The organism is Brachybacterium avium (assembly GCF_002216795.1).
Taxonomy (GTDB): Bacteria; Actinomycetota; Actinomycetes; order Actinomycetales; family Dermabacteraceae; genus Brachybacterium; species Brachybacterium avium.
The window spans coordinates 3,256,336-3,272,863 of sequence record NZ_CP022316.1; the positions used below are offsets into that span (position 1 = coordinate 3,256,336).

14 protein-coding genes and 1 tRNA gene are annotated in these 16,528 nt (G+C 70.6%); 13 read left to right on the forward strand and 2 right to left on the reverse strand.

Annotated features, from left to right (window positions below):
* Nucleotides 1–50: 50 nt before the first annotated feature.
* Both CFK39_RS14595 and CFK39_RS14600 read right to left on the reverse strand, forming a co-directional pair.
* Nucleotides 51–584, reverse strand: a complete 534-nt coding sequence (locus tag CFK39_RS14595; RefSeq protein WP_089066073.1) for a MarR family winged helix-turn-helix transcriptional regulator — start codon at nt 582–584, stop codon at nt 51–53.
* Between the two features lie 37 nt (nt 585–621).
* Complete coding sequence (locus CFK39_RS14600; protein WP_089066468.1) at nt 622–1,269, reverse strand: TetR/AcrR family transcriptional regulator; 648 nt, start codon at nt 1,267–1,269, stop codon at nt 622–624.
* A 214-nt stretch (nt 1,270–1,483) separates the two neighbouring features.
* Between CFK39_RS14600 and CFK39_RS14605 the strand changes: the two genes are divergently transcribed.
* From CFK39_RS14605 to nagB, 13 genes are all read left to right on the forward strand, one after another.
* Nucleotides 1,484–1,555 (forward strand) — tRNA-Gln (locus CFK39_RS14605).
* A gap of 85 nt (nt 1,556–1,640) precedes the next feature.
* Nucleotides 1,641–3,149, forward strand: a complete 1,509-nt coding sequence (gene glmU / locus CFK39_RS14610) for a bifunctional UDP-N-acetylglucosamine diphosphorylase/glucosamine-1-phosphate N-acetyltransferase GlmU (RefSeq protein ID WP_089066074.1) — start codon at nt 1,641–1,643, stop codon at nt 3,147–3,149.
* Nucleotides 3,146–4,126 (forward strand): ribose-phosphate diphosphokinase, encoded by a 981-nt coding sequence (locus CFK39_RS14615; protein ID WP_089066075.1) that lies wholly within the window; start codon nt 3,146–3,148, stop codon nt 4,124–4,126. Before glmU ends, CFK39_RS14615 begins: the two co-directional genes overlap by 4 nt.
* 444 nt (nt 4,127–4,570) lie before the next feature.
* A complete protein-coding gene (locus CFK39_RS14620) occupies nt 4,571–5,176 on the forward strand; it encodes a 50S ribosomal protein L25/general stress protein Ctc (protein ID WP_089066076.1) in 606 nt (201 codons plus the stop codon).
* Nucleotides 5,177–5,426: 250 nt separating this feature from the next.
* Nucleotides 5,427–6,041, forward strand: a complete 615-nt coding sequence (gene pth, locus CFK39_RS14625) for an aminoacyl-tRNA hydrolase (protein ID WP_089066077.1) — start codon at nt 5,427–5,429, stop codon at nt 6,039–6,041.
* Nucleotides 6,038–9,649 (forward strand): transcription-repair coupling factor, encoded by a 3,612-nt coding sequence (gene mfd, locus CFK39_RS14630; protein ID WP_089066078.1) that lies wholly within the window; start codon nt 6,038–6,040, stop codon nt 9,647–9,649. The genes pth and mfd overlap by 4 nt, the downstream gene beginning before the upstream one ends.
* Nucleotides 9,650–9,659: 10 nt before the next feature.
* Nucleotides 9,660–10,466, forward strand: coding sequence for a MazG nucleotide pyrophosphohydrolase domain-containing protein (locus CFK39_RS14635; RefSeq protein ID WP_245822701.1), 807 nt, complete (start codon nt 9,660–9,662; stop codon nt 10,464–10,466).
* 66 nt (nt 10,467–10,532) lie between these two features.
* Complete coding sequence (gene eno / locus CFK39_RS14640; RefSeq protein ID WP_089066080.1) at nt 10,533–11,816, forward strand: phosphopyruvate hydratase; 1,284 nt, start codon at nt 10,533–10,535, stop codon at nt 11,814–11,816.
* A 271-nt stretch (nt 11,817–12,087) separates the two neighbouring features.
* Nucleotides 12,088–12,528, forward strand: coding sequence for an FtsB family cell division protein (locus tag CFK39_RS17060; RefSeq protein WP_245822703.1), 441 nt, complete (start codon nt 12,088–12,090; stop codon nt 12,526–12,528).
* Nucleotides 12,525–13,058: a DUF501 domain-containing protein gene (locus tag CFK39_RS14650; protein WP_089066081.1), complete on the forward strand. Its 534-nt coding sequence runs from the start codon at nt 12,525–12,527 to the stop codon at nt 13,056–13,058. The genes CFK39_RS17060 and CFK39_RS14650 overlap by 4 nt, the downstream gene beginning before the upstream one ends.
* Nucleotides 13,058–14,011: a Ppx/GppA phosphatase family protein gene (locus CFK39_RS14655; protein ID WP_089066082.1), complete on the forward strand. Its 954-nt coding sequence runs from the start codon at nt 13,058–13,060 to the stop codon at nt 14,009–14,011. Before CFK39_RS14650 ends, CFK39_RS14655 begins: the two co-directional genes overlap by 1 nt.
* A gap of 63 nt (nt 14,012–14,074) precedes the next feature.
* Nucleotides 14,075–15,448 carry an NAD(P)/FAD-dependent oxidoreductase gene (locus tag CFK39_RS14660; RefSeq protein ID WP_089066083.1) on the forward strand — a complete coding sequence of 458 codons (1,374 nt, stop codon included), beginning with the start codon at nt 14,075–14,077 and terminating at the stop codon, nt 15,446–15,448.
* A gap of 243 nt (nt 15,449–15,691) precedes the next feature.
* Complete coding sequence (gene nagB, locus CFK39_RS14665) at nt 15,692–16,489, forward strand: glucosamine-6-phosphate deaminase (protein ID WP_089066084.1); 798 nt, start codon at nt 15,692–15,694, stop codon at nt 16,487–16,489.
* Nucleotides 16,490–16,528 lie beyond the last annotated feature (39 nt).

A 16,528-nucleotide genomic window follows, 5' to 3' on the forward strand; every position in this document is an offset into this window, starting at 1 on the left:
GGGGTGCGGAAGATGCGGGCGGACGGCTGGGCGGTTCTGAACGCCACGGCTCACCGCTGGGGAGGGTCGTCCGCCTCGAAGGTCAGCAGCAGGGAGCGCAGGGTGTCGGCGAGCGCGGAGCGCCCGTCGGGGGCCAGCGGCTCGAGCAGCTCCTGCTCCGCCTCCAGCAGCGTCTCCATCGCCGCATCGACCCGGGCGACGCCCTCGCGGCGCAGCCGCACCTCGACCGCCCGGCCGTCATGCGGGCTGCGGTTCTTGCTCACCAGGCCCCGGGCGACCAGCTTGTCGATGCGGGTGGTCATGGTGCCGCTGGTCACCAGGGTCTCGTGCATCAGCGCGCCGGGCGAGAGGGCGTCCTCACCGCTGCGCCGCAGGGCCGAGAGCATGTCGAACTCCCATCCCTCGAGCCCGGCATCGGTGAAGGCCCCGCGCCGGGCGACCTCGAGATACCTCGACAGGCGGGAGATGCGGGAGAACACCGCCAGCGGGGCGACATCCAGGTCTGCGCGGGCCGTGCGCCAGCCCTCGACGATGCGGTCGACCTCGTCGTGGCGCGGTGCGGCGGCGTCTGGCGTGGTGGGCATGGGGCCGAGTCTAGGGGCCTGTCTGCCGCGAGTCCCTTCAGCCGCCGTCGCTCTCGCGCAGCGAAGGCTTCTTCTGCAGGGCGCTGAGCCCGTACCAGGAGAGGTTCACCATGCGAGCGGCGACGATCTCCTTCGAGGGCCTGCGCGTCTCCAGCCACCACTGACCGGTGTACGCCACCATCCCGACGAGCATCTGGGCGTACAGCGTGGCGTCGCGCGGCGGGTAGCGGTGCAGGCGCAGCTGAGTGGCGAGGATCTCCTCGACCCGCTGGGCGACATCGGTCAGGAGCGAGGAGAAGGTGCCGACCGCGTGGCTGACGGGGGAGTCCCGCACCAGGATCCGGAAACCGTCCTCGTTCTCGTCGATGTAGGAGAGGAAGGCGAGCGCCGCCCGCTCCATCAGCACCCGGGGATGCGAGCGCTGATCCTCCAGGGAGCTCTCCAGGTCGGTCAACAGGGTGGAGACCTCGCGGTCCACGACGACCGCGTACAGCCCCTCTTTGCCGCCGAAGTGCTCGTACACGATCGGCTTGGAGACCTTCGCCCGTGCCGCGATCTCCTCGACGGTGGTCATGTCATAGCCCTTCTCGGCGAACACGCTGCGGCCCACCGAGACCAGCTGCTCACGGCGCTCCTTGCCGGACATGCGCGTCGTCCGAGCGCGAGAGGCTTCCTTCTCCACCATGGCGGGAGTCTCCCACACCGGTGATCCGGCGGTCAGCGACGGCGGGCGGCGGTCCGGCACGGTCGCCGAGCCGGCCGCGCCCCGGAGGTGCTCCGGCCAGGAGGGGAGCGCCCGGGGACCGCCGATCTGGCGGTAGGATCGGGCCGCGCCCGCGGCGCCACCTGTCTCCATCGGTGCCCGGAGGGGCCGGCGGCAGGCAGTGCGAGGGGCGCGATCCGCCATGGTGTAATCGGCAACACCTCAGATTTTGGTTCTGAAGTTTCAGGTTCGAGTCCTGATGGCGGAACGCCATCGCTCTCGTGGCGATGTCGCAGGACGACCGCGGCGACGCCGCATACCCCACCCGTCGAAGACCTCGAGGAGCCGCAGACGTGGGAATCGAAGAGACCACTGCCCCCGCCGCCGTGATCGTTCTGGCCGCTGGTGCCGGGACCCGGATGAAGTCTCGGAGGCCGAAGGTGCTCCACGAGATCGGGGGCAGATCCCTCCTCGTGCACGCCGTCACCGCCGCCGAGGGCACCGGCCCCGCCGAGCTCGTGGTCGTGCTGCGTCACGAGCGGGACCGCGTCGCCGAGCATCTCGCCGAGCACGCCTCCGAGGTCACCGTCGCCGACCAGGACGAGATCCCCGGCACCGGGCGCGCCGTCCAGTGCGGGCTCGAGCAGGTCACCGCGAGCGAGGGGACCGTCCTGGTCACCTACGGCGACGTGCCGCTGTTGGATCCCGCCACCCTGCGTGAGCTGGTCACCGCCCATGAGGGGGCGGGTGCCGCCGCCACGGTGCTCAGCGCTCGCGTCCCCGACCCCACCGGCTACGGCCGCATCCTGCGCAGCGAGGACGGCACCGAGGTGATCGGGATCGTCGAGCACAAGGACGCCGACGCCGCTCAGCGCGAGATCGACGAGATCAACTCCGGCATCTACGCCTTCGATCTCGCGGTGCTGCGCGACGCGCTGGGGCGCATCGGCACCGACAACGCCCAGGGCGAGATGTACCTCACCGACGTCCTCGCGATCGCCCGAGCCGATGGCCGTCCCGTGCGGGCCGTGGTCACCGCGGACGTGATGATGGTCGAGGGTGTCAACGACCGGGTCCAGCTCGCACAGCTCGGAGCGGAGATGAACCGTCGCACCCTCGAGCGCCACATGCGCGCCGGCGTGACGATCATCGACCCCGCCACCACCTGGATCGACGCCGACGTCACCATCGGGCAGGACGTGATGATCCTTCCCGGGGTCCAGCTGCACGGCGCCACCGACATCGGCGAGGAGGCCGTGATCGGCCCCGACTCGACCCTGCGCGATACCGAGGTGGGCGCCGCCGCCGAGGTGGTCCGCTCCCATGCACTCCTGGCCGTCATCGGCGCCGGCGCCACGGTCGGGCCCTTCTCCTATCTCCGGGCCGGCACGGATCTCGGGGCCCGCGGCAAGATCGGTGGCTTCGTCGAGACCAAGAACGCGAAGATCGGCGAGAGCGCGAAGGTCCCGCACCTCAGCTACGTCGGTGACGCCGATATCGGTGAGGGCACCAACATCGGCGCCGGCACGATCGTCGCGAACTACGACGGAGTGGACAAGCACCGCACCACCATCGGCCGCCAGGTGCGCGTCGGCGCCGACAACGTGCTCGTGGCGCCGGTCAGTATCGGTGACGGAGCGGCGACCGGAGCCGGGACCACGGTCCGCAAGGATGTCCCCGCCGGGGCCCTGGGCGTCAGCGCCGTCTCGCAGCGGAACATGGAAGGATGGACCCTGCGACGCCGTGCGGGGACCACGGCCGAGGCTGCGGCACGTGCGGCCCTCGGCACTGACGAAGGGTCCGCTGCCAGGACGCCTGCAGATACTGCCGCCGACGAGCACAAGGAGCACAAGCAGCGATGAGCGGAATCGTCACCACCGGGGAGAAGCGACTGGTCCTCGCCTCCGGACGGGCTCACCCGGTTCTCGCGCAGGAGGTCGCCGACGAGCTCGGCGTCGAGATCCTGCCGATGGATGCCTGGGACTTCGCCAACGGCGAGATCTACGTGCGCTACGGCGAGTCGGTGCGCGGCACCGATGTCTTCGTGCTGCAGTCCCACCCCGCTCCGATCAACACCTGGGTGATGGAGCACCTCATCATGATCGACGCGCTCAAGCGGGCCTCGGCCAAGCGGATCACCGCGATCGCGCCGAGCTTCCCGTACGCGCGCCAGGACAAGAAGCATCGTGGTCGCGAGCCGATCTCCGCGCGGCTGATGGCGGATATGTACGAGACCGCGGGCGTGGATCGGATGATCTCCGTGGACCTCCATGCACCGCAGGTCCAGGGCTATTTCGAGCGCCCTGTCGACCATCTGATGGCGCTGCCGATCCTCGCCGAGTACATCCAGGGCAAGTACGGTCAGGAGGATCTCGCCGTCGTCTCCCCGGATGCCGGCCGCATCCGGGTCGCCGAGCAGTGGGCCAAGAAGCTCGGCGGCGTGAACCTCGCCTTCGTCCACAAGTCCCGCGACCCCAAGCGGCCCAACCAGGCCGTGGCCAAGCGCGTGATCGGTGACATCGAGGGCAAGACCTGCATCCTGGTCGACGACATGATCGACACCGCGGGCACCATCGTGCAGGCGGCGGACGCCCTGGTCGCCAACGGTGCTGACTCGGTGGTCATCGCGACCACGCATCCGATCCTCTCCGACCCCGCTACCGAGCGGCTGAAGGCCAGCTCGGTCCGCGAGGTCGTGTGCACCAACACCCTCCCGGTGCCGCCGGAGAAGGAGTTCGACCGGCTCACCCAGCTCTCGATCGCGCCGCTGCTGGCGCGGGCGATCCGTGCGGTCTTCGACGACGGCTCGGTCACCAGCATCTTTGATGGCGAGGTCTGATCGACGTACTGCGAGGTACGAGCGGTAGGAGACCAGACGAAGCAGCGGGGTCTGATCGACGTACTGCGAGGTACGAGCGGTAGGAGACCAGACGAAGCAGCGGGGTCTGATCGACGTACTGCGAGGCACGAGCGGTAGGAGATCGGGCGGTGGGGCGGGGTCTGAGCAGCGCTCGCGTCGGCCAGCCCGGCGAGGACGTGGCCGTTGCCGCCCCGCTCACTGCGTGGTCGCCGCTCCGCTCCCGGGCTGAGGTGCGGTGCCGCTCACGTCGCTCCCGCCCCGGTGGGCCACCCGTGCTAGTCTCACCGGGTCACTTCGGCGAGGGAGCGGGCCACGGCCCCTCCGTGATCGACGCGGTGCGGAAATCCGGGAGCGGGTCACCCCTCCCTGTGCCCCGTGGCGTCGCTCATCGTCGAGCCACCCCACTCCACGAGGAGCACTCCTATGGCTGAGAAGCTGAACGTCGAACTGCGCGAGGACTTCGGCAAGGGCGCATCGCGCCGCCTGCGCGCCGAGAGCCGCATCCCCGCCGTCCTGTACGGACACGGCGAGGCACCCCTCCACCTCTCCCTGCCCGGGCACGACACCGCCCTGGCCGCTCGTAACCCCAACGCGCTGCTCGAGCTCTCCCTCCCGGACGGTGCCAAGCACCTCGCCCTCATCAAGGAGATCCAGCGTCACCCGCTGAAGCGCTCCCTGAACCACCTCGACCTGATCACCGTCCGCAAGGGCGAGAAGGTCGAGGTCGAGATCCCGGTCATCCTCGACGGTGAGCCCGTCGCCCCGGCCGCGGCGTTCGTCGAGCTGCAGACGCTGACGCTCCTGGTCGATGCGCTGAACGTGCCGGAGCAGGTCGAGATCGATGTCGAGGGCACCGAAGACGGCTTCCAGGTCTTCGCCGGTGACGTCACCCTGCCCGAGGGCAGCGAGCTGGTCTCCGACGTCGAGCTGCTGGTCGCCAGCGTCGCCCTGCCGCGCATCGAGGAGACCGAGGACGAGGACTCCGAGGAGGCCACCGAGGCTGCCGAGGAGCCCGCCGAGGAGGCGTGACCTCTGCGGAGCAGGTGAACCGGAGGCCCCGCCCCGACCCCGCTCCGTTGCTCACACCCCAGGTGCCGGGGCGTCGCGCTCAGCGCGGCGCCCCGGTACGGTATCCGGGGTCGTGCGCCCAGCCTCGCCACGGGACCGCCCTGCGCGGAACCACCCAGCCTCGAGCAGGTTCGGCGGGCATCGCCGACCGGGATCAGTCCGTGCCGCCAGCAGTCCCTGCCGGCACCGAGGCAGCAGCGAGGAGCAGCCCATGACCGTCAGCGCACGCCGGCCAGGCCCCTACCTGGTGGTGGGTCTGGGCAATCCCGGCCCGAAGTACGCCGCGACCCGGCACAACATCGGGCAGATGGTCCTGGATCACCTCGCGGCGGCCGTCGGAGGCCGCTTCGCCGCCGCCCGGCGCGCCCAGGCCGTCGTGCTGGAGGGTCGGCTCGGCCTCCCCGGGGCCGATGCCCGCGTCGTCCTGGCCAAGACCACCACCTTCATGAACGTCTCGGGAGGTCCGGTCAAGGCGCTGTCCACCTACTACGACATCCCGCCGGAGCGGATCGTCGCCGTGCACGACGAGGTCGACATCCCCTTCGACGCAGTGCGGCTGAAGTCCGGTGGCGGCGAGGGCGGCCACAACGGACTGCGGGACATCACCAAGGCACTGGGCACGAAGGACTATCTCCGGGTGCGGGTGGGCGTCGGCCGACCGGCCGGCGGCCGCGACACCGCCGATCATGTGCTCGCTCCCTTCAGCACCACCGAGCGCAAGTCCCTGGAGCTGCTCGTCTCCGATGCGGCCGACGCCGTGGAGTCCGTGATCCTCGAGGGCCTCACCGCCGCCCAGCAGCGCTTCCACTCCCGAGAGGTCCGATGACCACGCAGACCATTGCCCCGACCCTGACCGCCGAGCAGCCGCCGCTGCGTCCGCTGCTGGACCAGCTGGGCGCCGGCAGCGATCTCACCGCGGTCCGCTCCCTGGTCGAGGAGGGCACCGAGAGCGGTGACGGCGGCAGCATCGTCGCCGCCACCGGCCTGTTCCCCTTCCTGGTGGCGGATCTCGCCCGCCGGGCCACGGCCGAGGAGCCGCTGGTGATCGTCACCGCGACCACCCGTGCCGCCGAGGATCTGCGAGCGGCGCTGTCGGCCCTGGTCGGCACCGCGCACCTGGTCGAGCTGCCCGCCTGGGAGACCCTGCCCCACGAGCGGCTCTCCCCGCGAGCCGACACCGTCGCCAAGCGGCTGTCGACCCTGCGACGCATCGCGCACCCCGAGACCGAGGACCCGGCGCACGTGGTGCTGATGCCCGTGCGCTCCCTGCTGCAGCCGATCGCGAAGGGCCTGGGGGACCTGCGCCCGGTGCGCGCGGCGGTGGGGGACACCTACCCGCTGGAGGACATCGAGCGGGACCTCGTCGACGCCGCCTACGTGCGGGTGGACATGGTCGAGAAGCGGGGTGAGTTCGCCGTGCGCGGCGGCATCCTCGACGTCTTCCCGCCCACCGAACCGCATCCGCTGCGCGTGGACCTCTTCGGCGACGAGATCGACGACGTCCGCTACTTCTCCGTCGCCGATCAGCGCTCCCTGGACCCGGCCCCGCGCGGCCTCGACGCCCCGCCCTGCCGCGAGATCCTGCTGACCCCGGCCGTGCGGGAGCGTGCCCGGGCCCGCGCCGAGGAGCTGCCCGGAGTGCGGGACCTGCTGCTGCGGATCGCCGACGGCATCGCCGCCGACGGCATGGAATCCCTCAGCCCGGTGCTGGTCGGCGAGATGGAGCAGGTGGCCGACGCATTGCCCTCCGGGGCCCGCTTCCTGGTCCTGGATCCCGAGAAGGCCCGTGCCCGGGCCGACGAGCTGGTCGCCACCACCGAGGAGTTCCTCGCCGCGGCCTGGTCCAGCGCCGCCGCCGGCGGCGGACTGCCGATCGATGTGGGTGCGGCGAGCTTCGTCCCGCTGTCCGAGGCGAAGGGACATGCCCGCGAGGGCGGGCGCCCCTGGTTCACGCTGGCCGCCTTCGGCCTGGACACCGACGTCGACCTCACCACCGCCTCCTCCACGCATCCCGGCTATTCCGGCAAGCCCGGCGACGCCGCGAAAGACCTCGAGCAGCGCCGCGCCGAGGGCTGGTCCGTGATCTCGACCATGGTCGGCCCCGGGGGAGCGCGCCACGTCGCAGAGAACCTGCGCTCCGAGGGACTGCCCGCGGTCTTCACCGCCGAGCTCACCGGCCCTGTCGCGCCGGGCGAGGCCGTGGTCACCGTCGGGCCCTTCGTCGAGGGTCTGGTCGACACCGACCTCAAGCTGATCCTCGCCGCCGAGCGGGACCTCACCGGCAAGTCCGGGGCGCGCCGCGCCGAGGAGCGGAAGATGCCCTCGCGGCGCCGCAACGTCGTCGATCCCCTTCAGCTGCGCCCCGGGGACCATGTCGTCCACGCCCACCACGGTGTCGGCCGTTTCGTGGAGATGACCAGCCGCGCCGTCGGCGTCGGCGCCAAACGCACCACCCGTGAGTACCTGGTCATCGAGTACGCGCCCTCGAAGAAGGGACAGCCCGGGGACCGTCTCTACGTCCCCAGCGACCAGCTCGACCAGGTCACCAAGTACGTCGGCGGCGAGGAGCCGAGCGTCAACCGCATGGGCGGTGCCGACTGGGCGAAGACGAAGTCCAAGGCGCGCAAGGCGATCCGCGAGATCGCCGACGAGCTGGTGCGGCTGTACTCCGCCCGGCAGTCCGCGCCCGGGCACGCCTTCGGCCCCGACACCCCGTGGCAGCGAGAGCTCGAGGACTCCTTCGAGTTCGTCGAGACCCCCGACCAGCTCTCCAGCATCGAGGCCGTCAAGGCGGATATGGAGAAGTCCGTCCCCATGGATCGGCTGATCCTGGGGGATGTCGGCTATGGCAAGACGGAGATCGCGGTACGCGCCGCGTTCAAGGCCGTCCAGGAGGGGAAGCAGGTCGCCGTGCTCGCCCCAACGACCCTGCTCGCCCAGCAGCACCTGGACACCTTCGCCGAGCGCTACACGGGTTTCCCCGTCACCGTGCGCGGGCTCTCCCGCTTCCAGAACCCCGCCGACTCCACAGCCACTGTCGAGGGGCTGGCCGACGGCAGCGTCGACGTGGTGATCGGCACCCATCGCCTGCTCACCGGCAATGTGCGCTTCAAGGACCTGGGACTGCTGATCATCGATGAGGAGCAGCGCTTCGGCGTCGAGCACAAGGAGACGCTCAAAGCGCTGCGCACGAACGTGGACGTGCTGTCGATGTCCGCGACCCCGATCCCGCGCACCCTCGAGATGGCGGTCACCGGCATCCGCGAGCTGTCGATCCTGGCGACCCCGCCGGAGGAGCGGCACCCGGTCCTCACCTACGTCGGTGCCCAGGAGGACAAGCAGATCACCGCGGCCATCCGTCGCGAGCTGCTGCGCGAGGGGCAGGTCTTCTACATCCACAACCGAGTCGAGGACATCGACCGGGTCGCCGCGCACCTGCGTGAGCTGGTGCCCGATGCACGGATCCAGGTCGCCCACGGCAAGATGAACGAGCATCAGCTGGAGCGGGTGATCATCGACTTCTGGGAGCGAGATTTCGACGTGCTGGTGTGCACCACCATCGTCGAGACCGGTCTGGACATCGCCAACGCGAACACGCTGATCGTGGAGAATGCTGACCGGTTCGGTCTCTCCCAGCTGCATCAGCTGCGCGGTCGCGTGGGGCGTTCGAGCGAACGGGCCTACGCCTACTTCCTCTACAACGCGACGAAGCCGCTCACCGAGCTCGCGCACGACCGTCTCACCACTCTCGCCACCAACACCGACCTCGGAGCAGGCATGCAGGTGGCGATGAAGGACCTCGAGATCCGCGGCGCGGGCAACCTGCTGGGCGGCGAGCAGTCCGGCCACATCGCCGGCGTCGGCTTCGACCTGTACGTGCGGATGGTGGGAGAGGCCGTGGCGGCCTTCCGCGGCGAGAGCACCGCGCCCGAGAAGGAGATCCGCGTCGAGCTGCCGCTGGACGCCCACGTCCCGCACGAATACATCGGCTCCGAGCGGCTGCGCCTGGAGGCGTACTCGAAGCTCTCCGCCGTGCGGGAGGTCTCCGAGGTCGAGCAGATCCGCTCGGAGCTCACCGACCGCTACGGCGCACCGCCCGCGCCGGTCGAGGTGCTGCTGGACGTGGCCCGGTTCCGGATCGACGCCCGCGCCGCGGGGGTCGACGAGATCCAGGCCCAGGGCAAGATGATCCGCTTCGCGCACCTGGAGGTGCCGGATTCCGCGGCGATGCGGATGAAGCGCCTCTACCCGGGCACCGTGCTCAAGCCCGCCGTGCGCCAGGTGCTGGTGCCGCGCCCGATGACCTCCCGATTCGGGGGCACCGAGCTGCGGGACCATGACCTGCTGGAGTGGACGCGGGAGGTGCTGCGCACCCTCGTCCCCGCTGCGGCGGAGCAGATCACCGCACCCACGGTGCGCACCACGGCGAAGTAGCCTCGCTCCCGTGAGCGATCCGCACAGACCCCCGACGCCCGCCCCTGCGCCCGACGACGCCGCGCGAGCCGATCCCGCGCAGGACAGGCTTGGGCTTCCCGTCCGCGGGCACGCCCTGCTGCGGGCGGTGGAGGTGATGGAGGCGCTCCGCGCTCCCGACGGGGACGCCTGGACCCACCGCCAGAGCCACGCCTCGCTCGCCCGCTACCTGCTCGAGGAGACTCACGAGGTCCTCGAGGTGATCGACGATCCCGCGGCCCACGGGACCGGGGCGCTCGCGGACGAGCTCGGCGATCTGCTGTTCCAGATCCTCTTCCACGCCCGGGTCGGCGCGGAGGAGGACCCGGCCTGGGACATCGATGATGTGGCCCGGGCCTTCATCGCGAAGATGGAGCGGCGCAATCCGCACGTCTTCGGGCAGCAGCGGGAACGGACCCTGACGGACCCCGGGGACGTCGAGCAGATCATCGCCCAGTGGCATGCGGTCAAGGCCGCGGAGCAGGCGTCCACGGGAGCCCGTGAGAAGGGCTGGTTCGACGGCATCCCCGCCCGGCTCCCGGCCCTGCAGACCGCGGCGAAGGCGGTGCATCGCGCGCGTTCCGCCGGGCGGCTCGAAGAGCTGCTGACGGCCGCTGACGAAGCCGCTCGCGCTGAGGACGCCCAGGACTGGGGCGCCGACATCGCCCGGGCGCTGTTGGACCTCGCAGTGGAGGCGGAGTCGCGCGACGTCGATCCCGAGACGGCTCTGCGCACCCTGCTGGAGCGCATCCGGTCCGGGCTCGCCGACTCGGAGCAGGATCCGGGGCTCTCGGCCTAGACTGTCCCGTGGACGGTCAGCGCCGACCGGCCGTGACATCACTTCACCCGAAGGAAGGAACAGCCCATGGCAGCTCTGATCGATGCCCTGCTCGCCCGCGAGATCCTCGACTCCCGAGGAAACCCCACCGTCGAGGTGGAGATCCTGCTCGACGACGGGACCTTCGCCCGCGCCGCGGTCCCCTCCGGCGCCTCCACCGGCGCCTTCGAGGCCGTCGAGCGTCGCGACGGCGACAAGTCCCGCTACCTCGGCAAGGGTGTCCGCGACGCCGTCGATGCCGTGGTCGCGGATATCCAGCCGAAGATCCTGGGCATGGACGTCCAGGAGCAGCGCGCGATCGATGCCGCGATGCTCGAGCTCGACGGCACCGCGAACAAGGGCACCATCGGCGCCAATGCCATCCTCGGCGTGTCCCTGGCTGTGGCCCGCGCCGCCGCCGACTCCGCAGGGGTGCCCCTGTACCAGTACGTCGGCGGCCCGAACGCCCACATCCTGCCGGTGCCGATGATGAACATCCTCAACGGCGGCTCGCACGCGGACTCCAACGTCGACATCCAGGAGTTCATGATCGCGCCGATCGGTGCGGAGACCTTCTCCGAGGCTATGCGCGTCGGTGCCGAGGTCTACCACGCGCTGAAGGCCGTGCTCAAGGAGCGCGGACTGGCCACCGGACTCGGTGACGAGGGCGGGTTCGCGCCGAACCTCGAGTCCAACCGCGCGGCGCTCGATCTCATCGTCGAGGCCATCGGCAACGCCGGTTACACGGCGGGCAAGGACGTCGCGCTCGCGCTGGACGTCGCGGCCTCGGAGTTCTTCGAGGACGGTGCCTACACCTTCGAGGGCGCTAAGAAGACCTCCGCCGAGCTGGTCGAGTACTACGCCGAGCTGGTGGATGCGTACCCGCTGGTCTCCATCGAGGACCCGCTGGATGAGGACGACTGGGAGGGCTGGAAGGCCATGACCGATCGTCTCGGCGCGAAGATCCAGGTGGTGGGGGACGACCTCTTCGTCACCAACCCCGAGCGTCTCAGCCGTGGCATCGCCGAGGGTTCGGCCAACTCGCTGCTGGTCAAGGTGAACCAGATCGGTTCGCTCTCGGAGACCCTCGACGCCGTGGACCTCGCGCATCGCGCCGGCTTTACCGCGATGATGTCCCACCGCTCCGGTGAGACCGAGGACACCACCATCGCCGACCTCGCCGTGGCCACCAACTGCGGTCAGATCAAGTCCGGCGCCCCGGCCCGCGGCGAGCGCATCGCTAAGTACAACCAGCTGCTCCGCATCGAGGAGGAGCTGGGCGAGGCCGCCCGCTACGCCGGCGCGTCGGCTTTCCCGCGTTTCTCGGCCTGAGTCCTCAGGAACGAGGTTGTAACCTCGTGCCATGAGCAGCAGACGACCGGGCGCCCCGCGATCGACGAGGCGCCCGGTCTCTGCGTCCGGGGGCAGGCGCTCCGGAGCACGGACCACCTCTCGACCGGCCGCCGGCACTCCGCGCGCAGCTGCCGCTAAGGCCTCGCGCGCCCGTGGGCCGGCCGCTGCCTCACGGCCCGCCGCGAGTGCGCAGACCGCACCGGAGGAGGACGGCCCCGGGATTACCATCACCCGGCGCACCCTCGCGCTGGTGGCTCTGCTGGTGATCGCGCTGGCGGCCCTGGTGCCGACGGTCAACACCTATGTCGCGCAGCGGCAGAAGCTCTCCGAGCTGCAGTCCCAGGTCTCCCAGCAGGAGCAGCAGGTCGAGTCGCTGCGCGAGCAGGTGGCCCGTTGGGACGACCCCACCTATGTCGCCGCCCGTGCCCGTGAGCGGCTGCTGTTCGCGATGCCGGGGGAGACCCAGTACCGACTGACCGACACCTCCGGGAGCGATGTCCCGCTCACCGAGGCCGAGCAGGCCGCGGAGGCTGCGAAGGAGGGCGAGTGGTTCTCCGTGCTCTGGGAGAGCGTGGAGGGCTCCAGCCGCCTCACCCCCGAGGACATCCCCGACGAGACCGGCTCGACCGACGACGACGTCTCCGAGCAGAACCCCGCCGACGACACCACCGATCAGGACACCGACCAGTGACCACTCTCGCCCCTCTGCCCTACGAATCCCCAGCCACCGAGCAGGACCACGCGGTGATGCGCACCCAGCTCGGGCGGGAGATGCGGGGTGTGATCTCGATCGCCCGCCGCTGCGCCTGCGGCCGTCCCGCTGTGGTCCGCACCTCGCCGCGGCTCGAGGACGGCACCCCGTTCCCGACCTCCCTCTACCTGACCCTGCCATGGCTCACGCTGGAGATCTCCCGCCTCGAGGCGACCGGTCTGATGGCCGAGCTCACCGCACGGGTCGAGCAGGACTCCGAGCTCGCCGCCGCCTATCGCGACGCCCATGAGCGCTACCTCGCCCGCCGCGCGGAGATCGGCGATGCCGCAGAGGTCCGTCACGTCAGCGCCGGCGGGATGCCCACGCGGGTGAAGTGCCTGCACGCGCTCGCCGGCCAGGCACTCGCCGAGGGGACCGGGACAAACCCGATCGCCGACGAGGTGCTGGTGATGATCGAGGGCGTGCTTCCCGAGCTGCTCTGTCGCTGCGACGACGTCGAGGAGGCATGATGAGCGCCCCCGTCGCCGCGATCGACTGCGGCACCAACTCCATCCGTCTGCTCATCGCCCGCCGTGACGAGGCCTCCGGCACGGTCATCGACCTCGAGCGCCGCCTGGAGATGGTGCGCCTGGGGCTCGGCGTGGACCGCACCGGCCGCTTCGATCCGGTCGCCGTCGAGCGGACGCTCGAGGCGGCACGCCGATTCCGAGCACTGATCGAGCACCACGGCGTGGCCACCCAGGACGTGCGCTTCGTCGCGACCTCTGCCACCCGTGATGCCTCCAACCGCGACCTCTTCATCGAGGGCATCCACGAGATCCTCGGGATCGTGCCCGAGGTGATCAGCGGGCAGGAGGAAGCGGCGCTCTCCTTCCGCGGAGCCGTCAGCACCGTCGCGGACCTGCCCGCCGGACCGCGGCTGGTCGTGGACATCGGCGGCGGCTCCACCGAGCTGGTGCTCGGCGAGGTGACGCCGACCCATCGGATCAGCCTGGACATGGGTTCGGTGCGCCTGACGGAGCGCCACCTCGTGACGGACCCGCCCACCGCAGCCGAGATCGACGCGGCCATCGCCGAGATCGATGCCCAGCTGGACCGGGCCTGCGCCGAAGTTCCCTTGGACCAGGCGGCCTCGCTGGTGGGTGTGGCCGGCACCGTGACCACTGTCACGGCCGTGGCCGCCGGGATCCAGGACTATCGTCCCGACGTCACCCACGGGGCCGTCATGACCCTCGACGAGGTGCGCGGGATCTGCCGCACGCTGCTCGCCGAGACCCGCGCCGAACGGTCGCTGCGGAAGGTCATCCACCCAGGTCGCGTCGATGTCATCGGTGCCGGAGCGCTGATCTGGTCGCGCATCGTCAACCGCGTCTCGGAAGCCGGGACGATCACCTCCGCGCGCACCAGCGAGCACGACATCCTGGACGGGATCGCTCTGGATCTGCTGGACCGCGTTCCCTGACCTCGGGCTGTTCATCAGGCGGTCCCTTTTGTGTCAGGGCCTCCACGGTTCTACTCTGTAGATATGACTAATACCTTCGGCGGCAAGCCCCATGTCCTCATCCTCGGAGGCGGTTCCGTCGGTTTGACGACCGCATCCGAGCTGCGCAAGACCCTCGGTGCGGAGGTCGCGATCACCGTCGTCGACCCGCGTCCATACATGACCTACGCGCCCTTCCTCCCCGAGGTCGGCGCCGGCAGCATCGACCCGCGCAACGTCCTCGCGCCCCTGCGCAAGGTGCTCCCGGGCGCCAAGGTCGTCACCGGTTCGGTCTCCGCGATCCGCAGCGCCGAGAACACCGTCGTGGTGGATCTCGAGGAGGACGAGCAGCTCGAGATCGCCTACGACTACCTGGTCGTCGGTCTCGGTGCCGTGCCCCGCCTGCTGCCCATCCCGGGCCTCGCGGAGAACGCGATCGGCTTCAAGCAGGTGGAGGAGGCGACCGCAGTGCGCGACCGTGTCCTCGCCAACCTCGCCGAGGCGGCGACCACGAAGGACCCCGCGGTCCGCAAGCGCCTGCTGACCTTCACCTTCATCGGTGGCGGCTTCGCCGGCGGCGAGGCTGTCGCCGAGGCCGAGGACATGGTCCGGGACGCCCTGCGCTACTACCCCGACCTCCACGCCTCGGACATCCGTTTCGTGCTCGTCGACGGCGCGCCGTTCATCTTCCCCGAGCTCACCGAGGACCAGCGCGCCTACGTGCTGAACCAGCTGCGTGAGCGCGGTATCGAGGTCAAGCTCGAGACCTTCCTGAACTCCGCCGAGAACGGCGTGATCAAGACCAGCGACGGCGACGAGTTCGAGACCGATCTGCTGGTCTGGAACGCCGGTGTGAAGCCCGCCCCGGTGCTTTCGGACTCGGAGATCTCGGACCTCCCGGTCGTCACCGAGCGCGGCCCCCTGATGGGCAAGCTCGAGGCGCTCGCGGACCTCCGGGTCAACGGCGCCGACGGCCCGTTGGACAATGTCTTCGCCGCCGGCGACTGCGCCGCAGTGCCGGACCTCGCCTCGGGCGAGGGCAAGTTCTGCCCGCCCAACGCACAGCACGCCGTCCGTCAGGCCAAGCGCCTGGCAGACAACATCGCGCGCTCCGTCCAGGGTCGCCCGCTGGTGGACTACTACCACCGCAACCTCGGCGTGATGGCCACCCTCGGCATGTACAAGGGCGTGTGCCGCCTGCAGCTGGGGGAGAAGGAAGTCGACGTCCGCGGTCTGCCGGCATGGGCGATGGCCCGCTCGTACCACGTGTACGCGATGCCGACCATCGGTCGGAAGGCCTCCGTGATCGCGGGCTGGGCGACCAACCTGATCTCGCGCCGCGACATCATCGGCATCCCCGAGGCCGAGACGCCGCGCGCAGCCTTCGAGTACGCCGCGAGCACCGGCAAGAAGAAGTGAGCCGGGCGGCCGGCCCCGCCTGAGCGGGGGCTCCCGGCCCGAGGGATCGAACGCTGCCGCACACGCGCTGTGCGGCAGCGTTCGTGCGTCGCAGGCAGTGCGAGGCGAACAGACCGGTTCATGCGCCGACGACCTGCCCGAGGACGAGCTGCGTGAGCAGGTATGCTCGAACCTACGCTGGAACACGCAGAGACGATCATCGGTGAGCCGTGGCGCGGCCCCGGGGCAGAAGGGCAGGACCGCATGGAGATCCACATCGTGGAGAACGCCGAGACGGGGGCGAAGGTCGTCGCGGACGTCTTCGCCCGCACGCTGGCGGAGGCCGGGGAATCGGGCACGGTCCTGGGACTGGCCACCGGCTCCTCCCCGGTCCCGGCCTATGCCGAGCTGATCCGTCGGCATCGGGAGGAGGGGCTCTCCTTCGCCCGCAGCCGCGCCTTCCTGCTCGATGAGTACGTCGGACTGCCCGCCGGTCACGAGCAGAGCTACCACCACTTCATCCGCGAGAACTTCACGGCGCATATCGACATCGACGACGCAGCCGTGGTCTCCCCGGACGGTGCCTCGGCCGACCCGGTCGCCGAAGCCGCCTCCTACGATCGTCGGCTCCGCGACGCCGGGGGAGTGGACCTGCAGATCCTCGGGATCGGCTCCAACGGGCACATCGCCTTCAACGAGCCCGGCAGCTCGCTCGGCTCCCGCACCCGGGTGGTGGGCCTGGCACGCTCCACCATCGAGGACAATGCCCGCTACTTCGCCAGCGCGGACGACGTCCCGGTCCGAGCCCTCAGCCAGGGCCTGGGCACCATCCTCGAGGCCCGTCGGATCGTGCTGACGGCCACCGGGCAGGGCAAGGCCGACGCCGTCGCCCAGCTCGCCGAGGGCGCGATCAGCGCCCGCTGGCCGGCGACCGCGCTGCAGATGCACCCGGACGTCACTGTGGTGGTCGACGAGGCGGCCGCCGCGAAGCTCGAGCTCGCGGACTACTACCGCTACTCGCGGCGGCTCGAGGCGGAGCACCCGCTCAACGCCCCGCGCTGACCCCGGGCGGGCCGCACGCTGCGGGGTGCCGCAGACCTC

Coding starts and splice junctions, on each gene's coding strand:
- CFK39_RS14595 (WP_089066073.1), bottom strand. CDS start 584: ATGCCCACCACGCCAGACGCCGCCGCACCGCGCCACGACGAGGTCGAC.
- CFK39_RS14600 (WP_089066468.1), bottom strand. CDS start 1,269: ATGGTGGAGAAGGAAGCCTCTCGCGCTCGGACGACGCGCATGTCCGGC.
- CFK39_RS14615 (WP_089066075.1), top strand. CDS start 3,146: ATGAGCGGAATCGTCACCACCGGGGAGAAGCGACTGGTCCTCGCCTCC.
- CFK39_RS14620 (WP_089066076.1), top strand. CDS start 4,571: ATGGCTGAGAAGCTGAACGTCGAACTGCGCGAGGACTTCGGCAAGGGC.
- pth (WP_089066077.1), top strand. CDS start 5,427: ATGACCGTCAGCGCACGCCGGCCAGGCCCCTACCTGGTGGTGGGTCTG.
- mfd (WP_089066078.1), top strand. CDS start 6,038: ATGACCACGCAGACCATTGCCCCGACCCTGACCGCCGAGCAGCCGCCG.
- eno (WP_089066080.1), top strand. CDS start 10,533: ATGGCAGCTCTGATCGATGCCCTGCTCGCCCGCGAGATCCTCGACTCC.
- CFK39_RS14655 (WP_089066082.1), top strand. CDS start 13,058: ATGAGCGCCCCCGTCGCCGCGATCGACTGCGGCACCAACTCCATCCGT.
- CFK39_RS14660 (WP_089066083.1), top strand. CDS start 14,075: ATGACTAATACCTTCGGCGGCAAGCCCCATGTCCTCATCCTCGGAGGC.
- nagB (WP_089066084.1), top strand. CDS start 15,692: ATGGAGATCCACATCGTGGAGAACGCCGAGACGGGGGCGAAGGTCGTC.